Source organism: Streptomyces sp. CNB091 (assembly GCF_000377965.1).
In genome coordinates this window covers 1-23,633 of sequence record NZ_KB899021.1, presented here as the reverse complement: position 1 = coordinate 23,633, position 23,633 = coordinate 1, and the positions used below count along the sequence as shown (strand labels likewise).

Below are 23,633 nucleotides of genomic sequence, written 5' to 3'. Positions count from 1 at the left end.
GGCCCGGGGCTCAGCGCCGGGCCAGGCCCGGGGCTCAGCGCGGCGCGCCCCCGGCGACGATCTCGCGGGCCAGCGCGGCCAGCTCCGGCAGGGCGGGGTGGCCGGGGGCGTCGCGGTGGGCGAGGAGGACCGGGACGCCCGGGGCGTCGTCGAGCGGGACGTAGGCGACTCCCGCATGCGGGTGCAGGGACGCGGTCGAGGCGGTGGACACCCCGCTGCCGCGGCCGGCGGCGATGGCGGTGAGCCAGTCGTCGGTGTTCCCGACGGTGACGGTGGTGGCCGGCCGGGCGTGCGGCGGCCACAGGCCGGCGGTGGTGGTGCCGGAGACGGTGTTCAGGACGACAGGGCCCTCCGCGAGATCGGCGAGGGCGAGCGAGGCCCGCCCGGCGAGCGGCCCGTCCGCGGTCACCGCCGCCACCCGGACCTCGGTGAACAGCACCTCGACGACGAGCCCCGGCGCGTCCACGGGCCCCCGCAGCAACGCCGCGTCGACCTCGCCCCGGGTCAGGCCGGCGGTGCGGTCGTCGATCCGGAGCAGCTCCAGCGGGGTCCCCGAGTGGCGCTCCTGCCAGGCCCGCAGCAACGGCGTGGTGTACGGCCCGAAGGCCGACCAGGCGTGCCCGAGCCGCAGCGGCCAGGTGCGGAGCCGGCCGGGGTCGAGGGCCTCGTCGAAGGCGGCGACCGCGGCGGCGGCCTTGTCACGGAAGGCGACGCCGTCGGGGGTCAGGGCGAGGTGGTGGGTGGAACGGTCGACGAGCCGGACCCCCAGGTGCCGCTCCAGCGCCGCGAGGGTGCGGGACACGGCGGGCTGGGTGAGCCGGAGGCGGGCGGCGGCACGCGTGATGTTCAACTCTTCGGCGACCGCGAGGAAGGCCCGCAGATGCCGGAGTTCCACGGGGCGGCCGGTGGGGGGCGCTTCGTTCATGCGTGGGGAGCATAACGGGAGCTTGATCGGTATTTCACGGAACGCGCGGGGGTCCTTACGGTGAAGGGACGCCCAGCGGCGACGCAGTACGCCCTGACGTCCCGCCGTCGGCGGAACAGTACGTCTTGTCGTACTCCCCGGTCCATTACAGTGGACTGATCTGTCTTGCCCCTGTTCCCTGCTTCCCGTTCCCCGCTCCCCGCTCCCCGCTCCCCGCTCCCCGTTCCCTGTTCCCTGTTCCCTCGGAAGGTCCCCCGTGAACGACCAGCGCAGCGCCGCCGAACCGGCCGCCGCAGCCGTCGCCGTACCCCAAGCGGTGCCGGCACTCGAAGGCGCCGGGGCGGGTGCGGACGCCCAGGAAGGCCTGGGCGCGGGCGCGCCCGCCGGGCGGACCGGGGCCGAGCGCCGGGCGGCGCTGACGCCGATCGTGCTGGTGGTCGCCGGCGGCCTGTCCGTCCAGTTCGGCTCGGCCGTCGCGGCGCTCCTGATGCCGAAGGCGGGCGCGCTGGGCGTCGTCACCCTGCGGCTGGCGGCCGCCGCGCTGATCCTGCTGGTGATCTGCCGCCCGAAGCTGCGCGGCCACTCGCGTGCCGACTGGGGCACGGTGCTCGCCTTCGGCGTGGCGATGGGCGGCATGAACACGCTCTTCTACCAGGCGCTGGACCGGATCCCGCTCGGCATCGCCGTCACGCTGGAGGTGCTCGGCCCGCTGGCCCTCTCGGTGTTCGCCTCGCGCCGCCTGATCAACCTCGTGTGGGCGGGCCTCGCCCTCGCCGGCGTCGTCCTGCTGGGCGGCGGCGGCTTCGACCGCCTCGACCCGGTCGGCGCGGCGTACGCCCTGGGGGCCGGGGCGATGTGGGCGGCGTACATCGTGTTCAGCGCCCGCACCGGCCGCCGTTTCCCGCAGGCGGACGGGCTGGCGCTGGCGATGGTGGTCGCGGCGGTCCTCTCGCTGCCTCTGGGCATCATCGAGTCCGGCGCGAAGCTCACGGTCCCGTCCACCCTGGCGCTCGGCGCGGCGGTGGCCCTCCTCAGCTCGGTCCTTCCGTACACCCTGGAGCTGATGGCGCTGCGCCGGCTGCCCGCGCCCACGTTCGCCGTGATGATGAGCCTGGAACCGGCCATCGCCGCCGGTGCGGGCTTCCTGATCCTGGACCAGGCCCTCTCCACCACGGACGCCCTCGCCATCGCCCTGGTCATCGGGGCCAGCGTCGGCGCGGTGCGCAGCCGGACGGGCCCGCGCCGCGAGGGGTGAGTCCCCGGCGGTGGGACGGGGCCGGGCCCCCGGTCGGCGGCTGCGGCCCGGCCCTCAGCCGTCGGCGGGCAGGATGCGGAAGGCGTTCAGCCCGGGAGTCAGGGGGGACATGGCGCGGAAGTCGCGCTGGTCCAAGGTGAAGATGCGGTCCGTCCGGTACCGGTCGGCGAGGACCACTCCGACCGCGTCGGCCAGGTCGAGCCGGAGGCCTTCGTACTTCTGACGGACTTCCTGAGCGTTCCGCAGGTCCGCGAGCCTCAGTTCGGCGAGGCGGTACTGCCCGTCGTCCATACGGGAATTCAATGCCTCCATCACCTGCATGGCCGCCGGGAATCCCAGGTCGCGATGGACCAGGTGGTCCAGCTCGGTGACGACCAGGGGGGAGATGGCGAGCCGCTCGTTCTCCAGGATCCTGGCCGCCTCCGAGTGCTCCGCCTGTGCGGCGTCGAAAGCGGCGTAGAGAGCCGAGGTATCGGCGACGATGATCAACGACGTGCGGTCCGTTCCTTGAGATGCTTGTACACCGAGTCGTCCATCTCGTCAGCGGTGCGGGAGCGTCCGCTGTCGAAGACGGGCAGTTCCCGGGTGCGCTTCGGCCGCTCCGCGCTGTCCAGCAGCAAGGCGATGCTCCGCCGGATGAGCTCGGCCTTGCTGACGCCGGTCGCGGAGGACTCGGCATCCAGTCGCACTTCCAGTTCTTCCGGAAGGTACACGGTCGTCTTTATCATGCCGCCGATTTTACCACCCTGCCCTACGTAGGGCAGGGTGGTAGGCGAAACCTTAGTGGGCTGCCGGGGCCCCGCCCCGTCACTCGGCCGCCGGCAGCGGGAAGCGGACCTCGGTCAGCTGCTCCGACACCTCCCACAGCCGCCGCCCGGTCGCGGCGTCGACGGCCGCCGGGGCGAGGGCCACCCGGGTCGGTCCGCCGCGCAGCTCGCCGGGGCCGTCCGGGCCGATGAGGTCGCCGCCCCGCGCGTCCGGGGCGGTCGCCGCGTACAGCTGCGGAAGGGCGCCCGCGCCGGGGTGCTGGGCGAGGGGCCGCAGGACGCGGCCGAACAGCAGCTTCACCAGGCCGGTCGGCCCGCTCGTCTGGAGGTTCGTCGCGGTGTAGCCCGGGTGTGCCAGCAGGCTCCGGACCGGGCTGCCGGACGCGGTCAGCCGCCGGTGCAGCTCATGCCCGAAGACGGCGTTGGCGAGCTTCGACCGGTCGTAGCAGGCCATCGGCCCGTAGTCGCGTTCACTGTTCAGGTCGTCGAAGCGCAGGTGCGCCTTACGGTGGTTGACCGAGGTCACCGTGACGACGCGGGGGTCCCGCCGCCCGGCCGCCAGCAGGTCGAGCAGCAGCCCGGTGAGGGCGAAGTGGCCGAGGTGGTTGCAGGCGAACTGCAGCTCGTGCCCCTGCACGCTGGCCGTGCGGGGCGGTGCCATGACCCCCGCGTTGTTGACGAGCGTGTCCAGCCGCGCGTGGTCGGTGTGCAGGGCGTCGGAGAACGCCCGTACGGAGTCGAGGTCGGCCAGGTCCAGGCGGCGCACCTCCAGTGAGGCCCCCGGCCGGTCGGCGGTGATGTCGGCGACGGCCCGGCGTCCCTTCTCCTCGTCGCGCACGGCGAGGACCACGTGCCCGCCCCGGCGGGCGAGGGCCCGGGCGGTCGCCAGGCCCAGGCCGCTGTTGGCCCCGGTGACCACGGAGACCCGGCCGGTCTGGTCGGGGATCCGCTCGGCGGTCCAGCGCGGCTTCTTCTGCTTCCCGTCCTGTGCTGTCATGCGGCACACGTTGTCGTGCGTGTCACTCGGTGTCAAGTCGATACTAGACGTCAAGGAGATACCGAGTGTCAGGCATGGCATGGCGTTACGATGGTGGGCGTGAGTACCCGCCCCGCAGTGACCATGGCCCAGCGCAAACGGCAGCTCGTCACCGACGAACTGACCGAATCGGCGCTCCAGTTGATGGCGCGGGAAGGGTTCGACGCGGTCACGGTCGACGCGATCGCCGCCGCCGCCGGCGTGTCCAAGCGGACGTTCTTCCGGTACTTCGCGTCCAAGGAGGACGTGGTGGTCCAGTTCCTGGCCGACATGGGAACGGGCATGCGCGCCGAACTGGCCGCCCGCCCCGAGGCCGAACCCCCCTCCGCGGCCCTGCGCCACGCCGTCTGGGTCGCCATGGCGGCCTGCGCCGACGGCGCCGAGCACTCCGGCCGGGCCCTGCGGGTCGTCCAGCTGATCCTGCGTACACCCGCCCTGCGCGCCCGTTTCCTGGAGCACCAGGCCCAGTGGCGCGACGACCTCGCCGTGGAGACGGCCCGCCGCCTCGGGCTCGACCCGGTGGCGGACCTCTCCCCGCGCCTCGCCGCCGGGGCCGCGCTCGCGGCGTTCGACACCGTGCTGCGGCGCTGGAGCGACAGCGACGGAGTCGAGGACCCCGCCGCGCTCACCGTCCGGGCCTTCGCCTTCCTCGCCCCGGCGCTGGACACGGCCGGGACGCCCGGCGCTCCCAGGTAGGGCCACCGGTAGGGCCACCGGTATCCGGACCGGGGCGCCGCCGTGGTCGTCCAGCGTCGACCTGGCTCCAATGGCGGATGCCGCTGTGCGGGGGGACGACGCGCAGGTGAGGCTGGCTTATGGCATCGAGTCATCCATGCCATCGAGTCGTCCATGCCATCGTGTATTCCGCTCTGACCCGCAGAAACAACGTGAGGACACGGCGACATGCCCCTGCAGCCCGATGACCTTGCCGCCCACTACGAGCGCCTCGCCGACGACTTCGAAGAGAGCTGGGCCCACAGCCCGGAGTTCGTCGCCTGGATGAACCGGTGCATCGACACCAGGCTCGGCCTCCAGCCCCGGGACCGGGCCGCGGACATCGGGTGCGGTAGCGGCCTGTACGCGCGGTCCATGGCTGAGCACGCGCGCACCGTCGTGTGCGTCGACCCCTCCGCGAAGATGCTGGCGAAACTGCCGACTTCGCCTTCCTTCGTGCCGGTGCGCGCGTCCATCGAGGATCTGGTGACCGGGTCCGTCCAGCTCCCCCACGCGGGGCGGCTCGACGGGGTGCTGGCCAAGGACGTCATTCATCACGCTCGCGATGTGCCGACGGCACTGCGCGCCCTGGCGGCCTTGCTCGCTCCGGGAGGAAGGCTGGTCATCGTGACCTGGCCGTTGCGCATCGACTATCCGCTGTTCGACAAGGCGGTGGAACTGCACGAGCAGGCCTACATCGACCCCGAGGACATGAGGAGGGTGCTCGCCGCCTGCGGTCTGAAGGTCGAGGTGGCGTGCGAGAGGTATCAGTTGTCGATCGCCAAGGAGCAGTGGCTGACCTGGGTGGCCAATCGCTTCATGTCGCTCCTCGGCACCTTCGACGACGAGGAGCTGGCGGAGGGTCTGCGCGAGATCGACACCCGCCACCCCGGGCCGGTGATCGAATTCGAGGGCCGATTCGTCTTCACCCACGCACACCGCTGAGAGCCCCGTGACCGTCGCTGAGAGCCCCGTGACCGTCGCGACCTGCGGCGGGCCGTTCTGCGGCAGGTAAATCATGCAAGCGTGCTTGATTGTTTCCCGGCGCGCTGCCATGCTCCTGGGCACCACACCCGGTCCCGAGGGGAGCGCACGTGTCCGCTGTCGTAGCCGTGATCGACGATCTGCGCGAAGAGAGCGACGAACTCGACGCTCTGGTGAGGGTTTTGGACGCGCCCGGCTGGCGTCGGCCGACCCCGGCCGAGCGGTGGACCGTGGCCCACCAGATCGCCCACCTCAGCTGGACCGACGAGGTCGCGCTGCTGGCGGCCACCGAGCCGGACCGGTTCGGGGACGAGGTGGCCAAGGCCCTCGCCGCGCCCGAGACCTTCGTCGACGAGGCGGCCGGGGCGCTGGTCGCCGCCCATCACCCGGACGCCCTGCTCGCCCGGTGGCGGGAGAGGCGGCAGCGGCTCGACAAGGTCCTGAGGGACGCCCCGGCCGGCGCTCGGATCCCCTGGTACGGGCCGCCGATGAGCATCGCGTCCATGGCGACCGCCCGGCTCATGGAGACCTGGGCGCACGGCCAGGACATCGCCGACGCCCTCGGCGTGACCCGGGCCCCCACCGCCCGGCTCCGGCACGTGGCGCGGATCGGCGTCCGGGCCCGGAACTACGCCTACGGGGTACGCGGGATCGCCGCGCCCGAGGAGGAGTTCCGCGTCGAGCTACGCGTGCCCGACGGCGAGTTGCTCACGTACGGGCCGGAGGGGGCCGCCCAGCGGATCACCGGGCCGCTCCTCGACTTCTGCCTCCTGGTCACCCAGCGCGCCCACCGGTCCGACCTCGCGGTCACCGCCGAGGGACGCGAAGCCGACCAGTGGCTCTCCATCGCCCAGGCCTTCGCGGGGCCTCCCGGGCCGGGCCGCACGCCCCGCGCGGAGCAGGGCGACCCCCGGTGAGCGCCCCCGCGCCCCTCCGGATCGGCAACGCCTCCGGCTTCTACGGCGACCGCTTCGACGCGCTGCGCGAGATGCTGACCGGCGGCCCCCTCGACGTCGTCACCGGGGACTACCTCGCCGAGCTGACCATGCTCATCCTCGGCCGGAGCCGCCTCAAGGACCCGGACAAGGGCTACGCCACCACCTTCCTGCGCCAGCTGGAGGAAGGGCTCGGCCTCGCCCACGAGCGCGGGGTGCGGATCGTCGCCAACGCGGGCGGCCTCAACCCGGCCGGACTGGCGGACGCGGTATGGCAGTTGGCCCAGAGGGTCGGCGTGCCCGTCGCCGTCGCCCACGTCGAGGGCGACAGCCTGCCCGTCCCGGACGGGTTCCTCACCGCCAACGCCTACCTCGGCGGCTCCGGGATCGCCGCCTGTCTGCGGGCCGGGGCGGACGTCGTCGTCACCGGCCGGGTCACCGACGCGGCCCTGGTCACCGGGCCCGCCGCCGCCCACTTCGGCTGGGGCCCGGACGACCTGGACGCGCTCGCGGGGGCCGTCGTCGCCGGGCACGTCCTGGAGTGCGGCACACAGGCGACCGGCGGGAACTACGCGTTCTTCCGCGAGCACGACGCCCGCCTCCTCCGCCGCCCCGGCTTCCCGCTCGCCGAGATCCACGCCGACGGCTCCTCGGTCATCACCAAGCACGACGGTACGGGCGGGGTCGTCGACGTCGGCACCGTCACCGCCCAACTCCTCTACGAGACCGGCGGAGCCCGGTACGCGGGCCCCGACGTCACCGCCCGCCTCGACACCGTGACGCTGACCCCGGACGGCCCGGACCGGGTCCGTGTCGACGGCGTACGCGGCGAGGCCCCGCCGCCCACCCTCAAGGCGGGGCTCACCCGGCTCGGCGGCTGGCGCAACGAGGTCGTCTTCGTCCTCACCGGCCTGGACATCGAGGCCAAGGCGGAGCTGGTGAAGGACCAGTTCGCCGACGCCCTGGCACGCGCCGGCGGGCGCCCCCCGGCCGAGGTGCGCTGGGAGCTTGCCCGGACCGACCGCGCCGACGCCGACACCGAGGAGCGGGCCAGCGCCCTGCTGCGGCTCGTCGTCCGCGACAGGGACGCCGACGCGGTCGGCCGGACCGTCTCCGGGGCGGCCGTGGAGCTGGCCCTCGGCAGCTACCCGGGCTTCCACGTCACCGCCCCGCCCGGAAAGGGCGCGCCCTACGGGGTGTTCGAGGCCAGACCCGTACCGGCGACGGACGTCGAACACACCGCCGTACTCCCGGACGGCCGCAGGGAGCTACAGGCACCCCCCGCCCGCACGCGGGAGTTGGCCGAGGTCGACGCGCCGCCGCTCCCCGAGCCCTATCCCGCCTCCACCCCCACCCGGCGCGCACCCCTCGGTCTGGTCGCGGGCGCCCGCAGCGGCGACAAGGGCGGCGACGCCAACGTGGGCGTCTGGGTGCGCGACGACGACGCCTGGCGGTGGCTGGCGCACGAGCTGACCGTCGAGCGGTTGAAGGAACTGCTGCCGGAGTGCGCCGACTTGACCGTCGTACGCCATGTCCTGCCCAACCTCCGCGCCCTGAACTTCACCGTCCACGGCCTCCTGGGCGAGGGCGTCGCCGCGCAGGCCCGTTTCGACCCGCAGGCCAAGGCGCTGGGGGAGTGGCTGCGGTCGCGGTGGCTCCCCGTCCCCGTACCGCTGCTGGAAGGCGTCCCCCTCCCGGAGGTGACCGCATGACCGTCCTGCCCACCGGGCTCGACACCGACGGCCCCGAGTACGTGGCCGACCGGGCCGCCATGGTGGCCAAGCTCGCCGAGCTGGAGGCCGAGCACGCCAAGGCGCTCGCGGGCGGCGGTGAGAAGTACGTCGCCCGGCACCGGGAGCGCGGCAAGCTCCCGGCCCGCGAGCGGATCGAGCTGCTCGTCGACCCCGACACCCCGTTCCTGGAGCTGTCGCCCCTGGCCGCCTGGGGCAGTGCTTCCCCCGAGTACACGGTCGGCGCCTCGCTCGTCACGGGGATCGGGGTGGTGGAGGGCGTCGAGTGCCTGATCACCGCCAACGACCCGACCGTGCGCGGCGGGGCCTCGAACCCGTGGACCCTGAAGAAGGCCCTGCGCGCCAACGAGATCGCCTTCGCCAACCGGCTCCCTGCCATCAGCCTGGTGGAGTCGGGCGGGGCCGACCTGCCGTCCCAGAAGGAGATCTTCATCCCGGGCGGGGCCCTCTTCCGCGATCTCACCCGGCTCTCCGCCGCCGGAGTCCCCACGGTGGCCGTCGTGTTCGGCAACTCGACCGCCGGAGGCGCGTACGTCCCCGGCATGTCCGACCACGTGGTGATGATCAAGGAGCGGTCCAAGGTCTTCCTCGGCGGACCGCCGCTGGTGAAGATGGCGACCGGCGAGGAGAGCGACGACGAGTCCCTCGGCGGCGCCGAGATGCACGCCCGCACCTCCGGGCTCGCCGACCACTTCGCCGTCGACGAGCACGACGCGATCCGCCAGGCCCGACGCATCGTCGCCCGCCTCAACTGGCGGAAGGCACACGCCGATCCGGGTCCCGCCGAGCCGCCCGTGTACGACGAGGACGAGCTGCTCGGTATCGTGCCGGGGGACCTGAAAGCGCCCTTCGACCCGCGCGAGGTCATCGTCCGGCTCGTCGACGGCTCGGACTTTGACGCGTTCAAACCGCTGTACGGGACGAGCCTGGTCACCGGCTGGGCGCGGCTGCACGGCTACCCGGTCGGCATCCTCGCCAACGCACAGGGGGTGCTGTTCAGCGAGGAGTCGCAGAAGGCCGCCCAGTTCATCCAGCTCGCCAACCAGCGCGACATCCCCCTCCTCTTCCTCCACAACACCACCGGCTACATGGTCGGCAAGGAGTACGAGCAGGGCGGCATCATCAAGCACGGCGCGATGATGATCAACGCGGTCGCCAACTCGAAGGTCCCGCATCTGTCGGTCCTGATGGGGGCGTCCTACGGGGCCGGCCACTACGGCATGTGCGGCCGCGCCTTCGATCCGCGCTTCCTCTTCGCCTGGCCGAGCAGCAAGTCCGCCGTCATGGGACCGCAGCAGCTCGCCGGGGTCCTGTCGATCGTCGCGCGCGCCTCCGCCGCCGCGAAGGGGCAGCCGTACGACGACGAGGCGGACGCCGGACTGCGGGCGATGGTGGAGCAGCAGATCGAGGCGGAGTCGCTGCCGGTGTTCCTGTCCGGACGGCTGTACGACGACGGGGTCATCGACCCGCGCGACACCCGGACCGTCCTCGGCATGTGCCTGTCCGCGATCCACACCGCACCGGTCGAGGGCGCCCGTGGCGGCTTCGGCGTCTTCCGGATGTGAGGCCCAGATGACCATCGGCACCCTGCTCGTCGCCAACCGGGGCGAGATCGCCTGCCGGATCTTCCGCACCTGCCGTGACCTGGGCATCACCACGGTCGCCGTGCACTCCGACGCGGACGCCGGCGCCCTGCACGTACGGGAGGCCGACCTCGCCGTACGGCTGCCGGGCGCGGCCTCCGCCGACACGTATCTGCGCGGCGACCTCGTCGTGGCCGCCGCGTTGGCCGCCGGGGCGGACGCCGTGCACCCCGGGTACGGCTTCCTCTCCGAGAACGCCGCCTTCGCCGCCGCCGTGCGGGACGCGGGCCTGGTGTGGGTGGGCCCGCCGGTGAAGGCCATCGAGCTGATGGCGTCCAAGACCCGGGCCAAGGAGCTGATGGCCGGGGCGGGGGTGCCGTTGCTGGCCCCCGTGGACCCGGCGACGGCGGGCCCCGACGATCTGCCGCTGCTGCTGAAGGCGGCGTCCGGCGGCGGCGGACGCGGCATGCGGATCGTCCGCGAACTCGACGCACTCCCGGGCGAGTTGCTGGCAGCCGCCGCCGAGGCCGCGTCCGCCTTCGGGGACGGCGAGGTCTTCGCCGAGCCGTACGTGGAGCGCGGCCGGCACGTCGAGGTCCAGGTGATGGCGGACGAGCACGGCACGGTGTGGGCGCTCGGCACCCGGGACTGCTCGCTCCAGCGCCGCCACCAGAAGGTCATCGAGGAGTCCCCCGCCCCCGGCCTGGACGACGCCCTGCGCACCCGGCTGCGCGACGCGGCGATTGCGGCCGCCCGGGCGGTCGGCTACCGGGGCGCGGGGACCGTGGAGTTCCTGGTCTCCGCCGATGGGCGCCCGTACTTCCTGGAGATGAACACCCGCCTCCAGGTCGAACACCCGGTCACGGAAGCCGTGTTCGGGCTCGACCTGGTCGCCCTGCAACTGCGGGTGGCCGAGGGCGAGCCACTGGAACCGGCGCCCCCGTCGCCGTCGGGCCACGCGGTCGAGGCCCGGCTCTACGCCGAGGACCCCGCCCGCGACTGGCAGCCGCAGACCGGAGTCCTCCGCACCCTGGACGTGCCGGACGCGCCGGGCCTGCGCCTGGACACCGGGTACACCGGCGGCGACACCATCGGCGTGCACTACGACCCGATGCTCGCCAAGGTGATCGCGCACGCCCCGACCCGCGCGGGGGCCGTCCGGCTGCTGGCCCGCGCGCTGGAGCGGGCCCGGGTCCACGGCCCGGTCACCAACCGCGATCTGCTCGTACGGTCGTTGCGCCACCCGGACTTCGCGGCGGCGCGCCTGGATACCGGGTTCTACGACCGGCACCTGGGCGACCTGACCGCCCCGGCCCCCGGCCGGGCTCCGGCGACGGCCGCCCTCGCCGCGGCCCTGGCGGCAGCCGCCCGCACCGCCGCCTCCGGCGGCCCCGCCCCCACCCGCTTCGGGGCCTGGCGCAACGTCGCATCGGGACCGCAGGTCAAGCGGTACCGCAGCGAACCCGACGGGACCGAGCACGAGGTCGCCTACCGCACCCCGCGCACCGGCGTCCCGGAACCGCACGACGCCCCGGGCGTCCGGGCCCTCGCCGTCACCCCGAACCGGGTCACCTTCGAAGTGGGCGGTGTGGCGCGGCATTTCACGGTGACCGCCGACCGTGACGGCGACCGGGTGTACGTGGACGCCGAAGCCGCCTCGTACGCCTTCACCGCACTGCCCCGCTTCACCGACCCCGCCACGCACACCGCACCGGGCTCCCTGCTCGCCCCGATGCCCGGGACCGTCGTCCGCCTCGCGGAGGGCCTGGCCGCCGGGGGCCCCGTCGAGGCCGGGCAGCCGCTGGTCTGGCTGGAGGCGATGAAGATGGAGCACCGCATCCTCGCCCCCGCCTCCGGCACCCTCACCGCCCTGCACGCCGCCCCCGGACTCCAGGTCGAGGTCGGCGCGCTGCTCGCCGTGGTCCAGGAAGACCCGGCCGCCATCCCCGTACCGGAGGAGACCGTATGAGCACCGCACGCACCGCCGTCGGCACGACCCTCGAAAGCGAAGAGCACCAGGCTCTGCGCGCCGCCGTCGCCGCCCTCGGCAAGCGGTACGGGCGTGACTACATGACCGGCGTCATCCGCGAGGGCAAGCACACCGACGAGCTGTGGGCGGAGGCCGCCAAGCTCGGCTACCTCGGGGTGAACCTCCCCGAGGAGTACGGCGGCGGAGGCGGCGGAATGGCGGAACTCTCCATCGTGCTGGAGGAGTTGGGGGCCGCCGGATCGCCCCTCCTCATGATGATCGTGTCGCCCGCGATCTGCGGCACGGTCATCGCCCGCTTCGGTACCGACGAGCAGAAACGCACCTGGCTGCCGGGCCTCGCCGACGGAAGCCTCACCATGGCCTTCGGCATCACCGAGCCCGACGCCGGCTCCAACTCCCACCGCATCACCACCACCGCCCGCCGCGACGGCACGGGCCCGGACGCCGACTGGCTGCTCACCGGCCGCAAGGTCTTCGTCTCCGGCGTCGACATAGCCGACGCCACGCTGATCGTCGGCCGCACCGAGGACGCCCGCTCCGGGAAACTCAAACCCTGCCTGTTCATCGTCCCGCGCGACGCCGAGGGCTTCGGCCGGCACCAGATCGACATGGAACTCCACGCCCCCGAGAAGCAGTTCGAGCTGGTCCTGGACGACGTACGCCTGCGCGCCGACGCCCTGGTCGGCGACGAGGACGCGGGACTCCTCCAGCTCTTCGCGGGGCTCAACCCCGAACGGATCATGACGGCCGCCTTCGGCATCGGCATGGGCCGCTTCGCGCTCTCCAAGGCCGTCGAGTACGCCAGGACCCGGCAGGTGTGGAAGGCCCCGATCGGCTCCCACCAGGCCATCGCGCACCCCCTGGCCACCGCGCACATCGACCTGGAGCTGTCGCGCCTGATGATGCAGAAGGCGGCCCGGCTGTACGACGAGGGCGACGACGTCGGGGCGGGCGAGGCGGCCAACATGGCGAAATACGCGGCCGGGGAGGCGTGCGTGAAGGCGGTCGACCAGGCCGTGCACACCCTGGGCGGCAACGGCCTGACCCGCGAGTACGGTCTCGCCTCCCTGATCACCGCGTCCCGGGTGGCCCGGATCGCCCCGGTCAGCCGCGAGATGATCCTGAACTACGTCTCGCACCAGACGCTGGGCCTGCCGAAGTCCTACTGAGCCCCGGTCCGGTCCGGCCCGGCCCGGTCCGCGTCGCCCCGCCTCGCCCCGCCCCGGCCCGGTCCGCCTCGCCCCGCCCCGCCCCGGTCTGCCCCGGTCCGCCTCGCCCCGGTCCGGCCCGCCCCGGCCCGTCCCGGCCGGAGAGAAACGCGTCCGACCTCTCCCCATCCCTCCCCCACAGGGGAGATTCTGACCCTCCACACCCGCACGGCGTCCCGCACCGCCCCTCCCGGGCGGTGCGGGAGTCCGCGACGACAGGGGACCGCCATGGTGTTCCGCAGCGAGTACGCAGACGTACCGGCCCTCGACACGCCCATCCACGACGCGGTCCTCGGCGGGGCCGCCGGGTTCGGTGACACCGTCGCCCTGATCGACGGGACGAACGGCGCCTCCCTCACGTACGCCCAGCTCGACGGCTTCCACCGGCGCATCGCCGCCGCGCTCGCCGAGGCCGGTCTCCGCAAGGGCGACGTCCTCGCCCTCCACAGCCCGAACACCATCGCCTACCCGGCGGTCTTCTACGGGGCCACCCGCGCCGGGGCCTCGGTCACCACCGTCCACCCGCTGGCCACACCCGAGGAGTTCGCCAAGCAGCTCGCGGACAGCGGGGCGGAGTGGATCGTGACGGTCTCCCCGCTCCTGGCGACCGCTCGTCGGGCCGCCGAACTCACCGGCGGCATAAGGGAGATCTACGTCTGCGACCGGGCGGAGGGCCACACCTCCATCCTGGACATGCTCTCCTCCACCGCCCCCGTGCCTACGATCGCCATCGACCCCGGCGAGGACGTCGCGGCGCTCCCGTACAGCTCCGGCACGACGGGCACCCCCAAGGGCGTGATGCTCACGCACCGCTCGATCGCGACCAACCTGGAGCAGCTGAGACCGTTCATCCCGATGGGCGAGGGCGACCGCATCCTGGCGGTGCTGCCCTTTTTTCACATCTACGGTCTGACGGCCCTCATGAACGCCCCGCTCCGCTGCGGGGCGACGGTGGTCGTCCTGCCCCGCTTCGACCTGGCGCAGTTCCTGGAGGCCGTCCAGACGCACCGGATCACCGGCCTGTACGTGGCCCCGCCGATCGTGCTGGCCCTGGCGAAACACCCGCTGGTGGGGGAGTACGACCTCTCCTCGCTCCAGTACGTCGTCAGCGCCGCCGCCCCGCTCGACGCCGACCTGGCCGCCGCCTGCTCGGCCCGCCTGGGAGTGCCGCCGGTGCGGCAGGCGTACGGGATGACGGAGCTGTCGCCGGGGACGCACGTGGTGCCGCTCTCCGCCGAACTGCCGCCGCCGGGCACGGTCGGCAAGCTGCTGCCGGGCACCGAGATGCGGATCGTGTCGCTGGAAGACCCGGCGACGGACGCGCAGGAGGGGGCGGACGGCGAGATCCTCATCCGCGGCCCCCAGGTGATGAAGGGCTACCTGGGCCGCCCCGACGCCACCGCCGCCATGATCGACGCGGACGGCTGGGTGCACACCGGCGACGTCGGGCGGGTCGACGCGGACGGCTGGCTGTTCGTCGTCGACCGGGTCAAGGAGCTGATCAAGTACAAGGGCTACCAGGTGGCCCCCGCTGAGCTGGAGGCCCTGCTCCTCACGCACGAGCACCTGGCGGACGCGGCGGTGATCGGGGTGTACGACGCGGACGGCAACGAGGTCCCGAAGGCGTTCCTGGTCCGGGGCCTGGCGGCGGACGGCCTGACGGTGGAGGACGTCCTGGCGTACGTCGCCGAACGCGTATCCCCGTACAAGAAGGTGCGGCAGGCCGAGTTCGTCGAGGCGGTGCCCCGGGCGGCGTCCGGCAAGATCCTCCGGCGCGAGCTGCGCGACCGGGAGAAGACGGAGGAGAAGTGACCTTGATCGGACGGACGGCGGACCGGGGAGTGGCGACGTTGACGCTGGACTCCCCGGCGAACCGCAACGCGCTCTCCGCCTCCCTGGTGCGCGAACTTCGCACGGCACTGGCGGCGTGCGCGGCGGACGGCACCGTACGGGCGGTGCTGCTCACCCACACCGGCACGACCTTCTGCGCCGGGGCGGACCTGAAGGAGCCGCCGGACCCGGAGGCGTTCGTGGGCCTGATGCGGGAGATCGTCGCGCTGCCCAAACCGGTCGTGGCCCGGGTGACGGGCCATGTCCGGGCGGGCGGCCTGGGCCTGCTGGCGGCGTGCGACATCGCGGTGGCGGGCCCGGCCTCGACCTTCGCCCTCACGGAGTCCCGCCTCGGCCTGGCCCCGGCGGTCATCTCCCTCACCCTGCTGCCGCGCCTGGACCGCACGGCGGCGCACCGCTACTACCTCACCGGGGAGCGCTTCGACGCGGCGGAGGCGGCCAGGATCTCGCTGGTCACGGCGGCCGCCGAGGACGTCGACCAGGCACTCGTCCCCATCCTGGACGGCCTGCGCAGGGCCTCGCCGCAGGGGCTGGCCGCATCGAAGGAGCTGGTCACGGCTACCGTGCTGAGGAGTTTCGACCAGTACGCCGAAGACCTCGTCGCCCGATCCGCCGCGTTGTTCGCCTCCGACGAGGCGAGGGAGGGGATGACGGCCTTCCTCGAACGACGGGACCCGGCATGGGTGCGGTGACCTCCTCCTCTTCCACGTCCAAGGCTGCTCACGCGCCGAAGCAGGACCGCAGCCGGGCGACGCGGCAGCGGCTCCTGGAGGCGGCGGTGGCCTGCCTGGCCGAACACGGCTGGGCGGGCTCCACCGTCTCCGTCGTCGCCGAGCGGGCCGGCGTCTCGCGCGGCGCGGCCCAGCACCACTTCCCGACCCGCGAGGACCTGTTCACGGGGGCGGTGGAGTATGTCGCCGAGGAACGCTCCGCCGCCCTGCGCGCGCTCCCCGTCCAGGGCCGCGCCGAGGTGGTCGCCGCCCTGGTCGACCTCTACACCGGCCCCCTCTTCCGGGCCGCGCTCCAGCTCTGGGTCGCCGCCTCCAACGAGGCCCAGCTCCGGCCGCGCGTGACGGAACTGGAGGCGCGGGTGGGCCGGGAGACGCACCGGATCGCCGTCGAACTTTTGGGCGCCGACGAATCCCGCCCCGGGGCCCGCGAAACGGTCCAGGGCCTCCTGGACATGGCCCGCGGCCTCGGCCTGGCCAACCTCCTCACCGACGACGCCGCCCGGCGGGCACGGGTGGTGGCGCAGTGGGCGGCGCTGGTGGAGGAGGGGCTGGAGTGAGCCCGGCGGCGACCGGAGCGATGGCTACGTACGGTTGTCGTGGCCGGCCGGAGCCTCCGCGGCGTCGAGCGCGCCTTGAAGGCGGTGTTTCTTCCCGAGCAAGGCGCCGATGAGGACGGCGCCGAGTGCGACGAGGGCGGCAGCGACGGTGAGCGCGAATGCGAAGCCTTCCGTCGCGGCGTGCAGAGTGCCCTCCCGCGCGGCCAGGGCGTCGCTGCGGCGCGAAGCCAGAGCGACGAGCACCGCCACCCCCACGGCGCCGCCGACCTGTTGAACGGAGCTCAGGACGGCCGAGCCGAGTCCGGCGTTCTCCCCGGTGGTGCCCGTGAGCGCGGCGACGGTCAGGGCGGGCAGTGCCAGTCCGCATCCGAGGCTCGTGACGAGCATTCCGGGCAGCACCCCCCAGGCGTAGCCGTCGCTCGGTGCCACGCCGGACAGCAGCAGCAGTCCGGCCGCGCTGATCAGGAAGGACAGGACGAGGGCGGGGCGCACGCCGAGCCTGGCCACCGCCCGGGAGGAGAGCCACATGCCCGCGAGGATGCCCGCACCATAGGGCAGGTAGGCGACACCGGCTGTGAGCGGGCGATAGCCCAGCACCGTCTGCAGGTGCACCATCAGCAGGAAGGCCATCGCGTACATCGCGGCGGAGAACAGCAGTGTCGTCCCGTTGGCGACGGCGCGGATGCGGAAGGACAGGAACGACAACGGCACCAGCGGCTCGGCGGTCCGTGCCTCGACCGCGACGAAGGCGACGGCCAGAAGCACGGCCAGAACCAGGGACCCGGCAGCGGTCGTGTCGCCCCAGCCCGACTCCCCGGCCCGGAGCAGCCCGTAGACCAGGGCCACCAGGGCACCGGTGCCGAGTACCGCACCGGGTACGTCGAGGCGCACCGCGCGCCCCGACCGGCTCTCGGGGACCAGACGCGGGAGCAGCACAACGGCTGCGAGGGCCACCGGCAGGTTGATCAGGAAGATCCAGCGCCAGGACGCCAGGCCGGTCAGCGCGCCCGAGATCACCAGGCCCATCGTGCCGCCCAGAGCGGCGATGCCGCCCCAGATGCCGAACGCCTTGGCGCGCTCCTCGGTGCCCGGGAACAACAGCGCGATCAGCGCCAGCGCGGCCGGGCTGGCCATGGCCGCGCCCGCGCCCTGGACGAACCGTCCGGCCACCAGCTGCCAGGGTTCCTGCGCGAGCCCGCAGACCAGGCTCGCCGCGCCGAACAGCGCCACACCGGTCAGGAAGACGCGCCTGCGGCCCAGCAGGTCGGCCATGCGGCCGAACAGCAGCAACAGCCCGCCGAAGGCGAGGAAGTAGGCGTTGACGACCCAGGCCAGGCCCGCGGTGCCGAAGCCGAGATCCTCCCTCATGCTGGGGAGCGCCACGCTCACCACGTTGTCGTCCAGAACGAGCATGAACTGTACGAAGCACAGCACGACCAGCGCCGCACGGCGGCGCCCAAGGGCGTTGGCAGTGACGGTGGTTGGTGCCGACGTCATGCGCAGCGTCCTGTCCTCGTCAACGGCCCCTGCGAACTGCGGTAGCGCCCGTGGCGCGGTGGGTGATCGATCGGCATGCCAATGACGCTATGCACCGACTGGGCTGACCGCGATGCGCTACAGGGCCACGTCGTATCGCGATGAGGCCATAGGCTGGGGCCATGACCGAGGCCTTCGTGGGAGCTGTCCCACCCGGGGTGGGCGCGATCGTCGTCGGGAGCTTCCCGTTGGCGTACGGGGAGTGGTTCGTCCCGCACAGCCACCTGCAGCACCAGTTGGTCTGGGCGCGGCGCGGCGTGCTCGGCGTCGCCGTCGACGACGCCTACTGGGTCCTGCCACCCACACGGGCGCTGTGGCTGCCCGCGGGGGTGGTCCACCGGACCGGTGCGACCCGCGAGGCGGTGCTGTGCAGCCTCTACTTCGCGCCGGACAGATGCGACCTGGACTGGGCGGACCCCACGCCGATCGGCGTCGACGGGCTGTTGGCGCACCTTTTCGCCCACCTCAGCCGCACGGACCTCCAGGACGGCCCGCGGCTACGGGCCGAGGCGGTCGTCCTGGATCTGCTGCGCCCCTTGCCGGTCACGCCCATCGACGTCCCGCACCCCACCGACGACCGCGTGCGCGCCGTGGCCGACGCGCTGCTCGCCGACCCGGCGGACTCACGGAACCTTGAGGCGCACGCACGGGCCGTCGGGGTGAGCCGACGCACCCTGACCCGGCTGTTCGTCCACGACACCGGCATGCACTTCGACCGCTGGCGCACCCAGATGCGGTTGCGTGCCGCGCTTCCCCTGCTCGCCGAGGGCCAGCCCGTTTCCCGGGTCGCGCACACCGTGGGATACGCGACACCGAGCGCCTTCCTCGCGGCATTTCGGCGAGCCGTCGGCACTTCACCGGGACGCTACCTCAGGGGCGACGCTTCGTTCGGGGCGTCTGCTCCGAGCACCGCCGATGAATGACCACCGCGAGGTGCGGGCCCGGGGAACGCGGAGCCCGACGTGCTCGAAGCCGACAGGCCCTCTCAGGGAGCGGCCGGGGCGGCCTCAGGAAGTGGCCGGAGTGGCCGGCTCCCGGGAGGCGCTGCCGTCGTAGACGTGGTCCGGGGTGGCGATCCGCGTGACCGCGCGGGCGAGCAGGGTGGACGGCTCCTGGCCATCGCTGAGGGAGTCCGTGTTGATCATGATGACCAGGGTGGCCTTCTGCGCGGGCAGGTAGACGGTCACGGTCTCGTACCCCGGCAGGGAGCCGTTGTGCCCGATCCACCCGTCGGCGTCGAAGATGCCGAGGCCGTAGCTGAGTCCCGGAAAGCCGGTCGGCTGCGTCCTGAGCCGCTGCGCCTGGGTCGCGGGGCTCAGCAGCTCTCCGGTCGCGACGACCTTGGCCCAGCGGCGCAGGTCGTGCAGATCGGAGATCATCGCGCCGGCCGCCCACGCCCATGACGGGTTCCAGTCCGTGGCGTCCTCGGTCTCGCCGCTCAGCGTCTGGTCGGTGTAGCCGCGGGCGTGCGGCTCGGGGAACTCGGCCCCGGTCGCGAACAGCGTGTCGTGCAGGTGGGCGGGGCGGAGCACCCGCTCGTGGATGACCTGGCGGAGCTTCTGACCGGTGACCTTCTCGATCACCAGGCCGAGCAGGACGAGGTTGGAGTTGGAGTACTGGAACTCCGCACCCGGCTCGAAGGTGTTCTTGTGCTTCATGCCGTACGCGAGCACGCCCCGAGGGGTGAACGAACGGTACGGGTCGCTCAGCAGGTCGTGCACGAAGTCCGCGTCGGCCGTGTACGGGAACAGGCCGCTGCGCATCCCGGCGAGCTGGCGCAGCGTGATCCGGTCGCCGTTGCGCACGCCGGGGACGTAACGCGAGATCGGGTCGTCCAGCTTGACGAGCTTGTCGTCGACGAGTTGGAGCAGCGCGGTGACCGTGAACGTCTTGGTCTCACTGCCGATCCGGATCCGGGTGCCGGCCGACATCGGCTCACCGGTGGCCGTGTCGGCGACGCCGCCCGCGTGGACGTAACTCCCCTTCCCCGGCATCCACAGTCCGACGACGACCCCGGGAATGCCGGCCTGCTCGCGGACGTCCGTGATGGCCTTGTCCAGCTTGGAGGTCAGCTCGGGACCGAGACCGCCGGGCGGACAGTCGTCCTGGCCGTGCCGGTCATGTCTGCCGAGTCGGTCGTTCCCTTGGTGCTGATCGTGCTGATCGTGCCGGTCGAGGCTTGCGGCGTGGACCGCCGGGGCGGGAGCCACGGCCATCGGGGCCAGTACGGACGCCGCGAGGAGCATCGCGGCGTACAGGCGTCGGGTGGGGGAGCGTCGCACAAGGGCCTCTTCCGGACCGGGAGGGAGGGAGGGAGGGAGGGAGGGGAGCGGAGCGACGGCAACGACACCACCCGCCCCCTCGGACTCCGTACCGCATCCCGGCCGCGCCCTGCGAAGTCCACTCGTTCGGAGCCGCGCGGCACGGGGCACCGCGCGGCACAGGCCCGTCGGGGTGGTGTCCCAGGGAGTCGGACGGTCTCGTACGTGAGGTGCACCCCGGCACGGGCCCCAGCACCACTCCGGTCATACCGGAGGGTTCGTAGCGCGGGCTGTCCGCTCCCCCGGCGTCCGTGCCGGGGAGGGCGATGAGTATCTCCTCGTACGTCCACCGCCTTTCGGAAGGTCCGATCCCGACGAACTCCGGGTCGAGAGGTGTCGCGGCGATGGACCGGGAGAGACGGATGGCGGGGTCCATCAGCCCCAACTCGCCGCCTTGTCAGTACGGCCGAGGACGCGTCGACGTTCCCTTGGGGAGGACGACCGGTCGTGGCCGGGCCGGTGCCCCCGTTGTCACTGCGAGGTGAACCAGGCAGCAAGCACGGTTCCTGTGGCCGTGGCGAGGGCTGCCACCAGCCATCCGGGAACGCGCTGGATCGTCAGGTGGAGCCCACCGCAGCGGAGTTCGAATACTGCGCAGGGAACGGTCTCCGCACTGCGGTGCATGTCGATGTCCTCACGTTGGGCTCTGCTCGGCTTGGTCTGCATGTCCTCTGACTCCTGTCGCGCGCCGTTGCGTGACGTAGGTGAGAAAAGCGGCGTACCGCCACGACGCAGGGTTCCGGTCCGGCTGACGCTATGCCGCTTCGAGAGTTACCCGGGACTGCATGGGGCCTTTTCGTTGGCTTACGCAGAGTCGGGAGCTCGCGGTCCGTCCGGGTTCGGAGACGCTCCGGACGGCGACCAGGGGCTTCGCTGCCCCCGAGACGTATCGCGCTGGTCAGGACTTGAGGCTATCGCCCTCTGCTACCGAGACGTCATGGGCCGCTTGTGTACAAAAGCGGCCCGGGATCTTTGACACTACGTACAGGCAGTCATGGCAGGGGCGACTCCCGCTCCGGGCCATCCCGGCATGCACGCACCTGACGTGCGGCTATCGATCAGCGTCCCGTTACGGTGTGTGCAAGTAGTAGCGCTGGTTGCCGGGGAGGGGCCCCTGCGCCTTGTAGACCCCGGACCCCCTCCGTCCCCAGGTGCCCCGAGCTGCCCCCGTGGTGGTCGCTGTCCGAAGCACACCAGGGAAGCGAACGCGGACCGTGCGTCGCGTGGTGGGGATGCGGCCTTTTTTGGAAACCCCGGCAAACCAGGAAAGGAAGTTCATGGCAGACCGATACCGTCCGAAGCCCGCCGTTCAACAGGCACGCGAAGGGAACCCATCCAAAAAGCGAATCAGAGAAGGATCGATCGCGCCCCGCGCCATCCTGATCGAACCCGACTGGACCGAGGTGTTCACTCGCTCGCCCGACAGTGCGACCGAGATTGCCAACACCCGGTGCCGTGTCGTGGCCTCCGCCGAATGGCGACGTCTGGTGCCCATACTCGAAATCACTGCCGGTATCGGGGAGGTTGATTACAGCACCGTGAAAGACGCGTGCGTTTGCGTCGCGCGAATTGACCAGACCGAACGAGACCTCTCCTCCCGGGGTCTCATGGTGACCGCCGAGCGGGGCACGGTGAAGAATGGTGCGGCGGCCATCGCAGCCCAGTGCCGTTCCCAGCTTTCCCGCTAAATTAGGGAATTAGGTCTCTCGCCGAGTTCCCGAACTTCTATTGCCAGCCCCGAACTTGATGACGACGACTCGGATATCTGGGACTGAATTCCAGCGCCCAGGAAACCCGCCCTTTTACCCTTGCGAGGTGAGTGGGCGGTTTTTTTAATTTCCCGGTGAGCGAGATAGCGCGCTCAGTTGTTTGCCGAGCGAGCGAATTTCGGCGATAAGGAGACAAGAGTGAAGAGATTTTCCTAACTTGCCCATCAATTCTTCCCGAGTGGATAGCCGGATATTCATCGAGAACGGAAGTCCATGTAGAGCACGCGGCTTCCAGGTGGCCGATTTGAAGCTGCCTCTCGGCTAGTAGAGAACTAAAGATCAGTTTACTGCGCTGCATGTCCGTCGAGTCCCGAAGTCGGAAATGGTCGTGCAGAGACTCGACACTACCCTTGGTATCGCCCAACGCGTGACGTACTTCCGCGGTTGAGTAGGCGAGGGTGGCGGAACTGAAACCGCCGAAAGTCCCAAGCTGGCTTTCTGCCTGATTTACCGCCCGCTCCGCCTCGCGCAGGCTCGTGAGCGCGTTTGTCTTTTCTCCTGCTAGAGCATAGGCGTGGGCCTGTTGCCCCGCCATGAATGCCCGCATGCGAGGAGTGGACTCGGGTGCTGCCTCTGCGGCTGCGCTCGCGAGTCTCGCCGCTGGGGTTCCGTGACCGAGGTTCGCGGCCTGCACGGACATGCCGCGTAGAACGTGGCAGTAGGTGTTGTGGTCCCCGCCCGCCCCGGCAAGTTCGAGGGCTTGCACGTAATACTGCTGTGCTCTGCCGTGCGAGCCTTCGTCTACTGCCATCCATCCGGTTAGGTAGCAGAGAAAGGCGGCGGCGGACAGCATGGAATTTCGTGTCTCGCTAGACGCGTCAGCGTTGAGATAAGGGGTCACCGTGTTGACTAGAAACGCTGCGGCCATGGGGCGCGCGTAACGACCGCCAAAATCGTCATCCAGGTCCGACAGGCGCTCCGTCATTGCTCTGACTGCGCTTACCTCTGACTGTCCGATCCGGAGTTTAGGGTTTTTTTCCAGTGCTTCTACGCGCCCCACAACATCCGGCCACCCTGGGACAGTAAGGGCAACGGAGAACAGTCCTGCACTCAGGACGCTTCGGCGTGAGGGGTCCATGTCTTGCCTCCCGAGGTCTACCAGCCCTTCGACGGTAGTCGGGTGACTGCTGGACCCTTCCGGAGGCGGGAATCCCGCCTCGGCATGTGTGATGGGACGGAGCAGTCTCCGGGAGAGCGCTTCCAGAATCAGCGGCCGAACAGTCTCTTTCGGCAGGTGGCCCTTCAACCATTGGTGGACCGAGGGCTCCCGGTACCGCAGAGGTGTTCCGCGTTCGGTGCCTAAGCGGTTGACCTCCTGCGCGAACTGCCGCAGGGTCCATCGGCTCTCGTGGTACAGGCGTTCAAGTCCGGTGTTCGGCTGTGGTGTCACTCGCCCCAACTCCCGTGCCATGGCCTCTTAAAGCTCTTAAGAGGACGTCTCACGTGGTGACTTTCGCAAGTCTTTTGTAGCAGGTCAGGGCTGCGGCGAGGCCGAGGAAGGCAAGGAAGTGGCTGCCCTTTCGTTCGTACCGGACGGTGAGTCGGCGGTAGCCGAAGAGCCAGGAGATCGACCGCTCGATCTTCCAGCGGTGCCGACCGAGCTGCTCGCCGGACTCGATACCGGGACGGGCGATCCGCGCGATGAGGTTCCGGCTGCGGAGCCAGCGGAGGTGCTCCGCGGAGTAGTACGCCTTGTCCGCCCGGACCTTCACCGGCCTCC

Annotated in this window: 22 protein-coding genes; 13 read left to right on the top strand and 9 right to left on the bottom strand. The window is 71.7% G+C overall.

The features are described from left to right. Nucleotides 1–34: 34 nt before the first annotated feature. Nucleotides 35–925 (bottom strand): LysR family transcriptional regulator, encoded by an 891-nt coding sequence (locus D581_RS0135495; protein ID WP_018961867.1) that lies wholly within the window; start codon nt 923–925, stop codon nt 35–37. Between the two features lie 256 nt (nt 926–1,181). On the opposite strand from D581_RS0135495, the gene D581_RS0135490 reads away from it, so the two are divergent. Beyond that, nucleotides 1,182–2,180 (top strand): EamA family transporter, encoded by a 999-nt coding sequence (locus D581_RS0135490; RefSeq protein WP_018961866.1) that lies wholly within the window; start codon nt 1,182–1,184, stop codon nt 2,178–2,180. A 54-nt stretch (nt 2,181–2,234) separates the two neighbouring features. On the opposite strand, the gene D581_RS0135485 is transcribed toward D581_RS0135490, so the two are convergent. From D581_RS0135485 to D581_RS0135475, 3 genes are all read right to left on the bottom strand, one after another. Then, on the bottom strand, nt 2,235–2,669 hold the full coding sequence (locus D581_RS0135485) for a type II toxin-antitoxin system VapC family toxin (RefSeq protein ID WP_018961865.1): 435 nt from the start codon (nt 2,667–2,669) through the stop codon (nt 2,235–2,237). Next, nucleotides 2,666–2,908: a ribbon-helix-helix protein, CopG family gene (locus D581_RS0135480; protein ID WP_078626014.1), complete on the bottom strand. Its 243-nt coding sequence runs from the start codon at nt 2,906–2,908 to the stop codon at nt 2,666–2,668. The genes D581_RS0135485 and D581_RS0135480 overlap by 4 nt, the downstream gene beginning before the upstream one ends. A 79-nt stretch (nt 2,909–2,987) precedes the next feature. Next, nucleotides 2,988–3,944, bottom strand: a complete 957-nt coding sequence (locus D581_RS0135475) for an oxidoreductase (protein ID WP_018961863.1) — start codon at nt 3,942–3,944, stop codon at nt 2,988–2,990. Between the two features lie 90 nt (nt 3,945–4,034). On the opposite strand from D581_RS0135475, the gene D581_RS0135470 reads away from it, so the two are divergent. The 10 genes from D581_RS0135470 to D581_RS0135425 all read left to right on the top strand — a co-directional run bounded on the left by D581_RS0135470 (nt 4,035) and on the right by D581_RS0135425 (nt 16,287). Further along, complete coding sequence (locus D581_RS0135470; RefSeq protein WP_018961862.1) at nt 4,035–4,679, top strand: TetR family transcriptional regulator; 645 nt, start codon at nt 4,035–4,037, stop codon at nt 4,677–4,679. Nucleotides 4,680–4,886: 207 nt separating this feature from the next. Further along, complete coding sequence (locus D581_RS0135465; RefSeq protein WP_018961861.1) at nt 4,887–5,642, top strand: methyltransferase domain-containing protein; 756 nt, start codon at nt 4,887–4,889, stop codon at nt 5,640–5,642. Between the two features lie 149 nt (nt 5,643–5,791). Next, the gene (locus D581_RS0135460; RefSeq protein ID WP_018961860.1) at nt 5,792–6,598 is read left to right on the top strand and encodes a TIGR03084 family metal-binding protein; all 807 of its coding nucleotides are present in this window, start codon (nt 5,792–5,794) and stop codon (nt 6,596–6,598) included. After that, entirely contained in the window at nt 6,595–8,328 is a 1,734-nt protein-coding gene (locus D581_RS0135455) for an acyclic terpene utilization AtuA family protein (RefSeq protein ID WP_018961859.1), read from the top strand. The genes D581_RS0135460 and D581_RS0135455 overlap by 4 nt, the downstream gene beginning before the upstream one ends. Next, nucleotides 8,325–9,932, top strand: coding sequence for a carboxyl transferase domain-containing protein (locus D581_RS0135450; RefSeq protein WP_018961858.1), 1,608 nt, complete (start codon nt 8,325–8,327; stop codon nt 9,930–9,932). The genes D581_RS0135455 and D581_RS0135450 overlap by 4 nt, the downstream gene beginning before the upstream one ends. A gap of 7 nt (nt 9,933–9,939) precedes the next feature. Next, nucleotides 9,940–11,919 (top strand): ATP-binding protein, encoded by a 1,980-nt coding sequence (locus D581_RS0135445; RefSeq protein ID WP_018961857.1) that lies wholly within the window; start codon nt 9,940–9,942, stop codon nt 11,917–11,919. Next, nucleotides 11,916–13,109, top strand: a complete 1,194-nt coding sequence (locus D581_RS0135440; RefSeq protein ID WP_018961856.1) for an acyl-CoA dehydrogenase family protein — start codon at nt 11,916–11,918, stop codon at nt 13,107–13,109. The genes D581_RS0135445 and D581_RS0135440 overlap by 4 nt, the downstream gene beginning before the upstream one ends. 267 nt (nt 13,110–13,376) lie before the next feature. After that, entirely contained in the window at nt 13,377–14,960 is a 1,584-nt protein-coding gene (locus D581_RS0135435; RefSeq protein ID WP_018961855.1) for an AMP-binding protein, read from the top strand. Then, nucleotides 14,957–15,691, top strand: coding sequence for an enoyl-CoA hydratase family protein (locus D581_RS0135430; RefSeq protein ID WP_018961854.1), 735 nt, complete (start codon nt 14,957–14,959; stop codon nt 15,689–15,691). The genes D581_RS0135435 and D581_RS0135430 overlap by 4 nt, the downstream gene beginning before the upstream one ends. Next, nucleotides 15,679–16,287 (top strand): TetR/AcrR family transcriptional regulator, encoded by a 609-nt coding sequence (locus D581_RS0135425; protein WP_018961853.1) that lies wholly within the window; start codon nt 15,679–15,681, stop codon nt 16,285–16,287. Before D581_RS0135430 ends, D581_RS0135425 begins: the two co-directional genes overlap by 13 nt. 24 nt (nt 16,288–16,311) lie before the next feature. Here the strand turns inward: D581_RS0135425 and D581_RS0135420 are convergent, their stop codons facing one another. After that, nucleotides 16,312–17,784 carry an MFS transporter gene (locus D581_RS0135420; protein ID WP_018961852.1) on the bottom strand — a complete coding sequence of 491 codons (1,473 nt, stop codon included), beginning with the start codon at nt 17,782–17,784 and terminating at the stop codon, nt 16,312–16,314. A 161-nt stretch (nt 17,785–17,945) separates the two neighbouring features. On the opposite strand from D581_RS0135420, the gene D581_RS0135415 reads away from it, so the two are divergent. Further along, nucleotides 17,946–18,746 carry an AraC family transcriptional regulator gene (locus D581_RS0135415; protein WP_018961851.1) on the top strand — a complete coding sequence of 267 codons (801 nt, stop codon included), beginning with the start codon at nt 17,946–17,948 and terminating at the stop codon, nt 18,744–18,746. Nucleotides 18,747–18,830: 84 nt separating this feature from the next. On the opposite strand, the gene D581_RS0135410 is transcribed toward D581_RS0135415, so the two are convergent. Continuing rightward, complete coding sequence (locus D581_RS0135410) at nt 18,831–20,105, bottom strand: serine hydrolase domain-containing protein (protein ID WP_018961850.1); 1,275 nt, start codon at nt 20,103–20,105, stop codon at nt 18,831–18,833. Nucleotides 20,106–20,615: 510 nt separating this feature from the next. Then, nucleotides 20,616–20,810 carry a hypothetical protein gene (locus D581_RS0135405; RefSeq protein WP_018961849.1) on the bottom strand — a complete coding sequence of 65 codons (195 nt, stop codon included), beginning with the start codon at nt 20,808–20,810 and terminating at the stop codon, nt 20,616–20,618. Between the two features lie 611 nt (nt 20,811–21,421). Here D581_RS0135405 and D581_RS1000000140440 point away from each other — a divergent pair. Next, a complete protein-coding gene (locus tag D581_RS1000000140440) occupies nt 21,422–21,832 on the top strand; it encodes a P27 family phage terminase small subunit (protein ID WP_469222046.1) in 411 nt (136 codons plus the stop codon). A gap of 37 nt (nt 21,833–21,869) precedes the next feature. Here the strand turns inward: D581_RS1000000140440 and D581_RS1000000140435 are convergent, their stop codons facing one another. Next, nucleotides 21,870–23,324, bottom strand: a complete 1,455-nt coding sequence (locus D581_RS1000000140435) for an NsdA family TPR-like regulatory protein (RefSeq protein ID WP_486585919.1) — start codon at nt 23,322–23,324, stop codon at nt 21,870–21,872. Between the two features lie 28 nt (nt 23,325–23,352). Beyond that, nucleotides 23,353–23,633 (bottom strand): transposase (locus tag D581_RS0135400; protein ID WP_018961695.1); only part of this gene is annotated, 281 nt, incomplete at its 5' end.